The sequence below is a fragment of the Thiofilum sp. genome (assembly GCF_016711335.1).
Taxonomy (GTDB): Bacteria; Pseudomonadota; Gammaproteobacteria; order Thiotrichales; family Thiotrichaceae; genus Thiofilum.
In genome coordinates this window covers 1957550-1969607 of sequence record NZ_JADJTF010000001.1, presented here as the reverse complement: position 1 = coordinate 1969607, position 12058 = coordinate 1957550, and the positions used below count along the sequence as shown (strand labels likewise).

The window sequence follows — 12058 nt, the reverse complement described above, 5'->3', positions numbered from 1 at the left end:
TAGCTTATGTCTATAGTTTTTATTCCTATAGGCATAAAAACCATAATAAAAATCAATATATCCATAGAAAATTCAAATAAATAGGCTAGTGAAATATGCTTTCCTATTTATTAAGAATAATCATATAATTTCCTGAACTATTAAATACCTTAATAGTCTACCTAATTTAAAAGCTAGTAAGCAGGCTTTAGTCAATAAAACTCTCTCGGTATTGGGTTACCTAATTAGGCATCAATGTAGTTTAGCCTGTAATGTCTTTGCTTTCTACTAGGAGCAAAAAGCATGGCAATATATGGTCTGCTGATTGGTATTAATCATTACTTAGCCCCTGAAGTGCCTACGCTCATGGGCTGTGTGAACGATGTCGAACTGCTTTCAAAAACCTTACGTGAGCGCTTTAATATTCACTCAGACAATCTAGTAACTCTTCTTAATCAAGAGGCAACTCATCAAAACATCATTGACACCTTTCAAAATTACTTAATAGAGCGTAATTGGCAACCCAATGATACTGCTATGTTTTATTTTTCTGGTCATGGAGCACAATCTATTGCACCTGAAATATTTTGGGATTTAGAACCTGATCGCTTTAATGAATCATTAGTTTGTCATGATAGTAGAGTAGGAGGTACACCTGATTTACTAGATAAAGAATTACACTATTTAATTGCCCTGCTCGCACCAAAATGTGCTCATATAGTCATCTTACTAGATTGTTGTCATGGTGGTCATGGTAGTCGCCCCTCTGAATTAATAGCTGGTATCAGACAAGCTCCGGCTGATATTAACCATTATGCATTAAACAATTATGTATTTGGCAAATCCCTCATACGAAACGCTGACTATAATCATCAATTACTAGAGCAAGTACGATCTGCAAATGGAAAGCATATTCTAATCGCTGCTTGCTCAGACTATCAGTTTTCAATAGAAGCTAATATCAATGCTCATTTAGGACGACATGGTTTATTTACTGTCGCACTCTGTGAGGCTTTATCTACTTTACAATATTCTATTAGTTATCAAGAGCTGCGCAATCGTATTTATCAAAAAATACAAGCGCGTACTTTAAACCAAAGCCCACAAATTGAAGCAATTAATGGTGCTCAAATTAACCAAGCTGTTTTTGGCACTGAATTATTACCTTTAAGATTATTAGCGTTTAAAGATAACGAGGGACACTGGAAACTTAACGCAGGTAGTATACAAGGTCTCCATCTAGGAGATAAAGTTGCACTATTTGAAAATAATGCTGATCTTATCCATATAAAAGTTAACACTAGCATTGCTAAAATAGTTGATATTGAAAGCTTCCAAAGCAGCCTTAGTATTGAGAATACAAATTTGCTTAAGCAGTCATCCTATACTGCCATTTTTATACACAGTAACCTGCCGAAAATGCCTATAAAGCTTGAGGGTAACCTAACTGGGATTCAACCCTTAAAAGAACTGCTTATTCAAGATGAAACCATTTCAGATGCAGGTCATTTTTTAAAGGAATGCGCCGAAAATCCTTTGTATACCATCCATTTTCATAACAACAGCTATACAATTACGAAAGCTTATGATACTCAGATATTATTTCCAGAGGTTGATAATGCTTTCGATGTATTACAGCAGGCGGCTGTTATGGCTCGCTGGCATCAGAAACTTGCGCTATATAATCCAAGTAGTCGTTTAAACAATCCTATCGATATAGTAATTACTTATAATAATGAGCGCTTTAGCAATCAAGATGTGGAGTTTAACTATATCTTTGATGGTTATAAGTGGCATAGCCCTGCTTTCAATTTAGAGCTAAAACTTAAAGAAAACCAACCCAGATTATATTTTGCTTTACTTTACTTTGATGGAAGTACAGGGGAAATATCTAATATTTTAGCTAGCGGTAGTTGGCTTAGTCATACTGGTTCTGAAAAAGAAGGTCACTTTAAAAAGCAGCCTAATATCAAAGCTTATGACGGTAGATCGATACCAATCAATATTAAAGACGAACTATTGGCTGCTGGGATCCAAAAGGTTAATGATTTTATTAAGCTTATTATTTGCGAAGAAGAATTTGATTCTAGTTTATTAATACAACAAGGTCTAATGCTTTCAGATAATAGATCAGAATACCAAGGGGCTTTTGGAAATATTCTGGAGCAGCTGGCGAGTAATACACATAATCGCTCTCTAGCATTATCTGCCAAATCTGCTCCTGATTGGACAACACAATTGATCAGTTTAACTATAAAACGCGGTAATAAAAATTAAAATAAACTCTTGAGTAGTAAAATATGAAAATACGCATACTTCTGATTTCTGCAAACCCCAAGGACACTAGCGGATTACGTATTGATAAGGAGTTTAGAGAGATTCAGGAAACTTTAGATAAGGGCAATTATAGAAGAGGATTTATTGTTATCAGTAGGTCAGCCATTCGTGAACAAGACTTAAGAGAGCTATTAATTAGCAAAAAACCTCATATTATACACTTTAGTGGTCATAGTGAAAAAAACGGTATATATGTGGAAGATGACTATGGTAACTCAAAATTTATTTCAAACTTAGGATTAGCAAACTTAATTTTTGCCACTAAATCCATACATTGTGTTATTTTGAACTCTTGTTTTTCTGAGGATATAGCTAAAAGTTTAACTAATCATATTCCTTATGTTATAGGCATGGAGAGTACTATTGCTGATGAATTGGCACTAGCTTTTTCCAAAGGTTTTTATACTTATTTATCTCATAACTATAACTTTGAAAAGGCTTTCTATTATGGTAATAATGCCATAGATCTAGCCTCTGACAAAAAGAAGCACTTTAGAAGCTTAAATATAAAGCCGAAAGAGCCACATAAAAGCATAGCAAAAATATTTATAGGAAATAAGAACCTTTCAATTTTACTTTATAACTTTCTCTCCTCAAAAATCACACTAGCAGTACCAATTTTAACTATGCTCATAATAATACCACTATACTTTTGGCATGATTATATAGAAAGAACGGGCTGCCCTGATACACAAATAGCCATACATGAAGAATTAGATTTAGATAAAGAGGTTTTCAAAATTGAACCGGGTAACTACCAAATAGGTAAACTAGGAAAATCCCTACGCGTTATAAATATAAAAGGCTTTTTAATGGATAGATATGAAGTAACAAACAAGCAATACTTAAAATATATTGAAAAAATTAGACAAACAGAATCCTTACCTAGTGATTGGATAAATGAAAAGCCTGCACCGCACCTAATGATGTTTCCAGTATCACAAGTTAGCTGGGAAGATGCAGATAAATATTGTAAATCTTTGGGTAAGCGCTTGCCAACGGCTGAGGAATGGGAAATAGCTTGTTTAAAAAATGAAAAAAAATCTAATTATCATTGTAGCTCTTTAAGCTCAGTAGGTAGTTATTTTAGCAATACAGTACCAGAAATATTTAATCTCAATGATAACCTGTCAGAATGGACACAGAGTTTATATCCACTACAAGATAGTTCCTCTTCAAAAACCACCATTCTAAAAGGAGGAAACTATCAAGGCGGATATGAGCAATGTAGTACTGAAGCAGGTATTACAAATGAAGCGGCTGAATTATTTATTGGATTTCGATGTGTTAGTGACCAATCATAGAGTAAAGGAGTAATAAGCATGTCTAGCTGTTGTTCTGAAGATGTAGCTAATTTAGATAAATTAGATTGGACAGAAATATTTTTATATACCAATGATACCTTTCAACAAGTCGTGAAGGAGTATGACAAATATCCAGAAATTTTAGAAAAGTTTAGAATTAAAGAAATATACTATAATGATAAAGTATTTAATACTCATTTGAAAATTCCAAGTTTTATCACTACTGATGACTTTTCTACTGCTCTTTCAGAAATAATGCAAAAAACAGAAAACCGAGTAAAAAAATTTATTTATGCCCAGTATACTAACCCTGAAACGAACAATCCAATTATTCCCAAAGATGTTATCGATAATCTCTACCTATCTACAGCTATTATATCTACGCGCCAATTAACAAGTAACCCTTGTAATGGTGGGAGAAAAAAATGTAAGAACTGCCCAGAAGATCAGCCTGTTTATGTTTGTTGCTAAACGTAATTTAAAATTTTTCTAATAAAAGGAGCACATCATGCCAAAAGGAATATCGCTACACCTTGGTTTAAATACCATAGATCCTAACCACTACGGTGAAGATGGACAACTTTACGGTTGCGAGAACGACGCCAAAGCTATGCAAGCGATAGCTAAGGCTAAAGGATTTAGCAGCACTCTATTACTGACCGAGGAGGCTACTACTCGCAATGTCATTGCCGCCATCAAACACGCTGTTAATCAGCTTAAAGCAGGTGACATTTTTCTCCTAAGCTATTCCGGTCACGGCGCACAGATATGGGATAAAAGCGTAGACGAACCTACCAAAGAAGGGGTTAGCTACCAAGGACAAGATCCTAAAACCAAAATAGACCTATTTTGGTCAGAAGGTCCCAAAGATGAAACCCTATGTCTATATGATCGCATGTATTGGGATGATGAGTTATTTGCACAACTCGCTCACTTTGCCGAGGGAGTACGTATTCTTTATATAGCTGATTGTTGCCATGCTGAATCTAATTACAAAGCACTCGAAACCACCATGCCCCCAGCGCGTGGCTTAGGTTTAGACAAAGCTATGCAAATCACCCAACTAAACCAAACAGATTATGATGAAGCTTGGTACAAGAATCGTGACTTTGTCAAAGCGAACAACAAACTTAAAGCCTCATTAATTCAACTCGCTGCTTGTCAAGATACTCAACTCTCTGGCGATGCCTATCCTGATGATCCACATCCATCAGGCGTATTTACTAAAAGATTACTACAGGTCTGGAACAACGGTCATTTTAATGGCACTTATCAGCAACTCTTGAATCAAATAACTCAATTGATTCCTCAAAATTGGGATCAAACGCCCCAATACCTCCTTGAAGGGGCTAGTAATCCAATATTTGAGCAACAAAAACCATTCACTATTTAATCCTAACTACTAATCACTTCTAAGCTCTCATGGTTCACTTAATCTTACCCTTGTAGTTGATTCCATCCTCACTACAAGGGGCTAGTTCTTTATAGTTCAGTAATATTTGCTCAAAAACTCCCTTACAAACCTTTTTTGTTAACAAAAACATATTTTTTCTTCCATTTATGTTAGAAAATGGTATGCTCTAGCGCAGGATTGTCAACAATAGAATAGGCGACCTATCAATGAGCACCAAACCGCTAGATGAGGAAAGAACGCTATCTGATCGTGCGTCTTTACGCTTGACTCAAGCCATCATCACAGGAGAGCTCAGTCAGGGTCAAAAACTGAGTGAAACCGATTTAGCTAATCGGTACGGCATTAGTCGTGGCCCCTTACGTGAAGCACTACGTCAGTTAGAAGGTATGCGTTTAGTTCAGCGCATCCCCCACGCCGGAGCACGTGTAGTCCAGCTCAATAAAACCCGTATGGGTGAGCTCTACCGTGTGCGCGAAGCCTTAGAAGGGATGGCGTGCCGCATGGCCGCTGAACATATGAGTGAAGGCGAAATTCGCCTCCTGCATGAATTACTAGATCGGCATGAACAACAAATTGCCGCTAGTGATAGTACACAATACATACAAAGTGAAAGCGACTTCGACTTTCATTACCACATCGCCTTGGGCAGTCGGAATCAAATGCTGATTGACCTACTTGCCCATGAGCTTTACCACCTGTTACGCATGTGCCGTTATCGCACTAGCCGTATGGCACAACGTACCAGACCCGCACTACAGCAACATCGCCAGATTGCAGACGCTATCGCCAACCGCGATGGCGAACTCGCAGAGTTACTCATGCGTCGCCACATCAGCGGTGCGTGGAAAAGTATTAGTGAACTGATGGATGAGGAAGAGCACAAGCCATGACACAGAAACTTACTCCCGGTCAAAAATTACGCCAAGCGGTCATTGACAATAATCCCCTGCAAGTCGTAGGCGCGGTTACTGCTAATAGTGCGATTATTGCTGAAAAGGTAGGACACAAAGCCCTGTATTTATCCGGTGGTGGTGTAGCAGCCTCTTCACTCGGTATTCCCGATCTTGGCATTACCACCCTGCACGATGTGGTTGAAGACATTAAGCGCATTACTGCGGTTACTACTCTACCCCTATTAGTCGACATTGATACCGGCTGGGGCGGTGCATTCAATATTGCGCGTGCTACTCGTGAAGTGATTCAAGCAGGCGCAGGCGGCTTTCATATTGAAGACCAAGTGATGCAAAAGCGTTGCGGTCATCGTCCTAATAAAGCCATTGTGAGCCTGTCTGAAATGGTGGATCGGGTGAAAGCAGCGGTTGATGCACGTCATGATGCCAGCTTTGTGATTATGGCGCGTACTGATGCCTTAGCGGTCGAGGGGATGCAATCCGCGATTGATCGTGCGATGGCGTGTGTGGAAGCGGGCGCGGACATGATTTTCCCCGAAGCCATGAACAAATTAGAGCAATACGCTGAATTCACCAAAGCAGTAAATGTTCCGGTATTAGCGAATATCACTGAATTCGGTGCGACCCCCCTTTATACCACTGAGGAACTCGCTAGTGTGGGCGTGAAATTAGTGCTGTACCCACTGTCTGCTTTCCGCGCTATGGCTAAAGCGGCAGAGAATGTCTATACCCATATTCTGCAAGACGGCTCACAAAAGAATGTAGTCGATACTATGCAAACCCGTATGGAGCTATATGACACCATCGGTTATCACGCTTACGAACAAAAACTCGATGAATTATTTGCCAAACAAGGGGCTGAATAAAGGGTCTCACCATGTCTGAACAAGTACTCCCTAAAGCTAAAAAATCAGTAGCTCTTTCCGGTACAGCAGCAGGTAATACTGCTATCTGTACGGTAGGGCGCACGGGTAATGACCTACACTATCGTGGCTATGACATTCTCGATTTTGCTGACCAAGCCGAATTTGAAGAAATTGCTTATCTGATTATTCATGGTGCACTACCCAATGCAGCTGAGCTGAAAGCTTATAAAGCCAAACTTAAAAGCCTACGTGGTTTACCTCAACCCGTGAAAGCTGCCTTAGAAGCGTTACCTCCTTCAGCGCATCCGATGGATGTTATGCGCACCGGTTGTTCGGTATTAGGCACTTGCTTACCCGAACACGAACATCACCCCGAAGCAGAAGCACGCAATATATTAGATCGTTTAGTGGCTAGTTTTGGCTCCATGCTGCTCTACTGGTATCACTTTGCTATCAATGGCAAACGTATTGTGGTGGAAAGTGAAGAAGAAACCGTAGGCGGACATTTTCTACATTTGCTGCACGGAGTCAGACCTAAAGCGTCGTGGGTACGTGCTATGCACACCTCATTGATTCTTTACGCTGAGCATGAATTTAATGCCTCAACCTTTACTTCCCGCGTGATTGCAGGGACTAACTCGGATATTTACTCCTGTATTACCGGATCTATTGGTGCATTACGTGGCCCAAAACATGGGGGCGCTAATGAAGTAGCCTTCCGTATTCAAAGCCGCTATCGCTCAGCCGATCAAGCCGAGGCTGATATTCGTGAGCGCGTCGCCAATAAGGAAATCGTGATTGGTTTTGGTCATCCGGTATACACCATTGCTGACCCGCGCAATGTGGTGATTAAAAACGTAGCCAAACGCCTGTCAGAAGAAAATGGCGATATGACTATGTTCAATGTGGCTGAGCGCCTAGAAAGCGTGATGTGGGACGTGAAAAAGATGTTCCCGAATCTCGACTGGTTCTCCGCTGTGTCTTACAACCAAATGGGTGTTCCCACCGATATGTTTACCCCGATTTTTGTGATTGCACGGGTAACAGGCTGGGGAGCACATGTGATTGAACAGCGTCAAGACGGCAAGATTATTCGTCCTAGTGCGAATTATGTAGGGCCAGAAAACCTGACATGGACTCCACTGAACGAGCGCAAGTAATTTATTTCCCCCCTTCCCCAGCCCTTCCCCCACAAGGGGGGCAGGGAGCTTGAAGTGTATAAGCTAGATCTCCCGCTCTCCTCCTTTGATAAAGGGTGGGCTAGGGAGGGGTTAAAACCTAATAGAATTTGAATACCTATGAATACAAACTACCGTAAACCGCTAGCGGGCACGAACTTAGACTACTTTGATACCCGTGCTGCTGTCGAAGCTATCCAAGCAGGGGCTTATGACACCCTACCCTATACTTCACGCGTACTAGCCGAGCAATTAGTGCGTCGTTGTGAACCTGAAGCGCTGACTGACTCTTTAAAGCAATTAATTGAACGTCGCCAAGATTTAGACTTTCCTTGGTATCCCGCTCGTGTGGTATGCCATGACATTTTAGGTCAAACGGCATTAGTCGATTTAGCGGGCTTACGTGATGCGATTGCCGATAAAGGTGGCGACCCTGCTAAGGTGAACCCTGTTGTACCTACCCAATTAATTGTCGACCATTCATTAGCGGTTGAGTACGGTGGATTTGATCCCGAAGCATTCCGCAAAAATCGTGAAGTCGAAGATCGTCGTAATGAAGACCGTTTCCACTTTATCGAGTGGACTAAGACCGCGTTTAAAAATGTGGACGTGATTCCAGCCGGTAATGGCATTATGCATCAAATCAACTTGGAGAAAATGTCTCCGGTGATTCAAGCGCGTGACGGTGTTGCCTTTCCCGATACTTGCGTAGGGACTGACTCACACACGCCACACGTTGATGCATTAGGCGTTATTGCCATCGGCGTGGGTGGTTTAGAAGCCGAAACCGTTATGCTCGGTCATCCTTCCATGATGCGTCTACCTGACATCGTGGGTGTGAAACTCACGGGCAAACGTCAACCCGGTATTACCGCGACCGACATCGTATTAGCGTTGACCGAGTTTTTACGTAAAGAGCGCGTGGTCGGTGCTTATGTAGAATTCTTTGGTGACGGTGCGGATAGCCTCTCGATTGGTGATCGTGCGACCATTTCTAATATGTGCCCTGAATATGGCGCGACGGCTGCGATGTTCTACATCGACCAACAAACCATTGACTACTTGAAACTGACTGGTCGTGAACCAGAGCAAGTAGCATTAGTTGAAAACTATGCCAAAACCACTGGTTTGTGGGCAGATGCGCTGAAAAATGCCCAATATCCACGCGTGCTTGAGTTTGATCTCTCTACCGTCGTGCGTAATATGGCAGGCCCTTCTAACCCACACAAGCGCTTACCGACTTCAGCTTTACAAGAGCGCGGTATTGCGGATGAGGCTAAATTAGCGTCTGCGAAGCAAGAAGAAGCACAAGGTTTATTACCAGACGGTGCTGTAATTATTGCGGCGATTACCTCCTGCACCAATACTTCTAATCCTCGCAACGTGGTATCAGCAGGCTTATTAGCTAAGAAAGCTAATGAACTAGGCTTAGTGCGTAAGCCTTGGGTGAAATCGTCATTTGCCCCCGGCTCTAAAGTGGCTGAGTTGTATTTGAAAGAAGCAGGTTTACTACCTGAGCTGGAAAAGTTAGGCTTTGGTATTGTGGCGTTTGCGTGCACCACCTGTAACGGTATGTCGGGCGCATTAGACCCCAAGATCCAGCAAGAAATCATTGACCGCGACTTATACGCTACTGCGGTGTTGTCAGGTAATCGTAACTTTGACGGTCGTATTCACCCCTATGCGAAACAAGCGTTCTTAGCTTCACCGCCCTTGGTTGTCGCTTATGCCATTGCCGGTACGATGCGTTTTGATATTGAAAATGATGTGCTAGGTGCTGATGCCCAAGGCAATTCCATTAAGCTAAAAGATATTTGGCCGTCTGACGAAGAAATCGACGCAATTGTTGCGAAATCCGTTAAACCTGAGCAATTCAAACAAATTTACATTCCGATGTTTGATTTGGGCAAGGTGGAAGAAGCGGCTAGTCCTTTATACGACTGGCGCCCTATGTCGACTTATATCCGTCGCCCCCCTTATTGGGAAGGTGCATTGGCGGGTGAGCGTACTTTAAAAGGTATGCGTCCATTAGCGGTTCTGCCAGACAATATCACCACTGACCATTTATCACCTTCTAATGCCATTCTGCTAAACAGTGCGGCAGGTGAATACTTGGCAAAAATGGGCTTACCGGAAGAAGACTTCAACTCTTACGCCACGCATCGTGGTGATCACTTAACCGCACAACGCGCTACTTTTGCTAACCCACAATTAGTCAATGAAATGGCAATTGTTGATGGTCAAGTGAAGAAAGGTTCACTCGCCCGTGTTGAGCCAGACGGTCAAGTGATGCGTATGTGGGAAGCGATTGAAACCTATATGAATCGCAAGCAAAACCTGATCATTATCGCCGGTGCTGACTACGGTCAAGGCTCCAGCCGTGACTGGGCAGCTAAAGGCGTGCGTTTAGCGGGTGTAGAAGCGATTGTGGCGGAAGGTTTTGAGCGTATTCACCGGACTAACTTAGTCGGTATGGGCGTATTACCGCTGGAATTTAAAGCGGGCGAAACTCGCAAAACTTACAACATCGACGGTACAGAAACCTTTGATGTAGAAGGCGAAATTGCCCCACGCACTAACCTAACCGTAGTCATGCATCGCAAAAATGGCGAGACCGTGCGTATTCCGGTCAAATGCCGTTTAGATACCGCTGCGGAAGTACGAGTGTATAAAGCGGGTGGTGTACTGCAACGTTTTGCCCAAGATTTCTTGGAATCGAACGCCGCTTAGAACCCTCACCCCCTAGCCCCCTCTCCCGAAATGGGAGAGGGGGAATAAGACTCAAAACATTTGTTACATCTTATCTTAGCCCCTCTCCCATTTCGGGAGAGGGGTTGGGGTGAGGGAAAAAAACGAGGCTAACTATGTCTAATGTTCCTCAAGTCAAAGTCCCCGCGACTTATATGCGCGGTGGTACGAGTAAGGGCGTATTCTTCCGCCTTGAAGACCTGCCCGAATCAGCACAAGTACCGGGCAAAGCACGAGATAAACTATTTCAACGTGTGATTGGTAGTCCAGACCCTTATGGTGCGCATATTGATGGTATGGGAGGTGCGACTTCTAGCACCAGTAAATGCGTTATTTTATCCAAAAGCAGCAAACCGGATCACGATGTTGATTATCTGTACGGACAGATTTCGATTGATAAGGATTTTGTGGATTGGAGTGGTAACTGCGGTAATTTATCCACAGGTGCAGGCGCATTTGCGATTCATGCTGGCTATGTGGATGCGTCACGTATCCCAGATAATGGCGTTTGCACCGTGCGGATTTGGCAAGCGAATATCAGCAAAACCATTATTGCCCATGTGCCTGTTACTAATGGACAGGTACAAGAAACGGGTGATTTTGAACTCGATGGTGTGACCTTTCCAGCGGCTGAGATTGTATTAGAGTTTCTAGATCCCTCTGATGATGGTGAAGACGGGGGTAGCCTATTCCCCACTGGAAACCTCATCGATCAGCTAGAAGTGCCTGACGTGGGTACATTCCCCGCCACCATGATTACAGCGGGTATTCCGACCGTATTTGTCAATGCCGAAGACATTGGCTATACCGGAACCGAATTACGTGAAGCGATTAATAACGATGCGAAAGCTTTGGCACGTTTAGAGAAAATCCGTGTTGCAGGTGCTTTACGCATGGGTTTGATCAAAACCCCCGAAGAAGCCGCTACTCGTCAACATACCCCCAAAGTTGCGTTCGTTTCTAAACCTAAAGACTATAAATCCTCTAGCGGCAAGCAAATTAATGCGTCCGATGTGGATTTATTAGTACGTGCTCTGTCTATGGGCAAATTGCACCATGCCATGATGGGTACGGCAGCGGTAGCGATTGGTACAGCAGCAGCAGTTCCGGGGACTTTAGTCAATTTAGCAGCGGGTGGTGGTGAGCGTACTTCGGTCAACTTCGGACACCCGTCTGGTACGTTACGCGTCGGTGCGGAAGCTAAATTGGAAGATGGCGAATGGAAAGTTACCAAGGCGATTATGAGTCGTAGTGCACGTATCCTGATGGAAGGTTGGGTGCGTGTTCCGGGTGACAGTTTTTAATTATTTGCAGGAGGAGA

At 42.6% G+C, this 12058-nt stretch carries 9 protein-coding genes; all 9 read left to right on the top strand.

Going from position 1 to position 12058, the window contains the following annotated elements:
• Positions 1-282: 282 nt before the first annotated feature.
• The 9 genes from IPL34_RS09335 to prpF all read left to right on the top strand — a co-directional run bounded on the left by IPL34_RS09335 (position 283) and on the right by prpF (position 12041).
• The gene (locus tag IPL34_RS09335; RefSeq protein WP_296841047.1) at positions 283-2256 is read left to right on the top strand and encodes a caspase family protein; all 1974 of its coding nucleotides are present in this window, start codon (positions 283-285) and stop codon (positions 2254-2256) included.
• Between the two features lie 23 nt (positions 2257-2279).
• Complete coding sequence (locus IPL34_RS09330) at positions 2280-3620, top strand: SUMF1/EgtB/PvdO family nonheme iron enzyme (RefSeq protein WP_296841044.1); 1341 nt, start codon at positions 2280-2282, stop codon at positions 3618-3620.
• 18 nt (positions 3621-3638) lie between these two features.
• Positions 3639-4091, top strand: a complete 453-nt coding sequence (locus IPL34_RS09325) for a hypothetical protein (RefSeq protein WP_296841041.1) — start codon at positions 3639-3641, stop codon at positions 4089-4091.
• 37 nt (positions 4092-4128) lie between these two features.
• A complete protein-coding gene (locus tag IPL34_RS09320; protein ID WP_296841039.1) occupies positions 4129-5013 on the top strand; it encodes a caspase family protein in 885 nt (294 codons plus the stop codon).
• A 227-nt stretch (positions 5014-5240) separates the two neighbouring features.
• Complete coding sequence (locus IPL34_RS09315) at positions 5241-5924, top strand: GntR family transcriptional regulator (protein ID WP_296841036.1); 684 nt, start codon at positions 5241-5243, stop codon at positions 5922-5924.
• Entirely contained in the window at positions 5921-6811 is an 891-nt protein-coding gene (gene prpB, locus IPL34_RS09310; RefSeq protein WP_296841033.1) for a methylisocitrate lyase, read from the top strand. Before IPL34_RS09315 ends, prpB begins: the two co-directional genes overlap by 4 nt.
• A gap of 11 nt (positions 6812-6822) precedes the next feature.
• Entirely contained in the window at positions 6823-7971 is a 1149-nt protein-coding gene (gene prpC, locus IPL34_RS09305; RefSeq protein WP_296841031.1) for a 2-methylcitrate synthase, read from the top strand.
• 138 nt (positions 7972-8109) lie between these two features.
• Positions 8110-10719, top strand: a complete 2610-nt coding sequence (acnD, locus tag IPL34_RS09300; protein ID WP_296841028.1) for a Fe/S-dependent 2-methylisocitrate dehydratase AcnD — start codon at positions 8110-8112, stop codon at positions 10717-10719.
• Positions 10720-10853: 134 nt separating this feature from the next.
• Complete coding sequence (prpF, locus tag IPL34_RS09295; protein ID WP_296841025.1) at positions 10854-12041, top strand: 2-methylaconitate cis-trans isomerase PrpF; 1188 nt, start codon at positions 10854-10856, stop codon at positions 12039-12041.
• The last annotated feature ends 17 nt before the right edge of the window (positions 12042-12058 follow it).

Excerpts from the sequence above, each read along its gene's own strand:
- acnD (WP_296841028.1), top strand. The coding sequence starts at position 8,110 with ATGAATACAAACTACCGTAAACCGCTAGCGGGCACGAACTTAGACTAC.
- IPL34_RS09320 (WP_296841039.1), top strand. The coding sequence starts at position 4,129 with ATGCCAAAAGGAATATCGCTACACCTTGGTTTAAATACCATAGATCCT.
- IPL34_RS09315 (WP_296841036.1), top strand. The coding sequence starts at position 5,241 with ATGAGCACCAAACCGCTAGATGAGGAAAGAACGCTATCTGATCGTGCG.
- IPL34_RS09325 (WP_296841041.1), top strand. The coding sequence starts at position 3,639 with ATGTCTAGCTGTTGTTCTGAAGATGTAGCTAATTTAGATAAATTAGAT.
- IPL34_RS09335 (WP_296841047.1), top strand. The coding sequence starts at position 283 with ATGGCAATATATGGTCTGCTGATTGGTATTAATCATTACTTAGCCCCT.
- IPL34_RS09330 (WP_296841044.1), top strand. The coding sequence starts at position 2,280 with ATGAAAATACGCATACTTCTGATTTCTGCAAACCCCAAGGACACTAGC.
- prpF (WP_296841025.1), top strand. The coding sequence starts at position 10,854 with ATGTCTAATGTTCCTCAAGTCAAAGTCCCCGCGACTTATATGCGCGGT.
- prpB (WP_296841033.1), top strand. The coding sequence starts at position 5,921 with ATGACACAGAAACTTACTCCCGGTCAAAAATTACGCCAAGCGGTCATT.
- prpC (WP_296841031.1), top strand. The coding sequence starts at position 6,823 with ATGTCTGAACAAGTACTCCCTAAAGCTAAAAAATCAGTAGCTCTTTCC.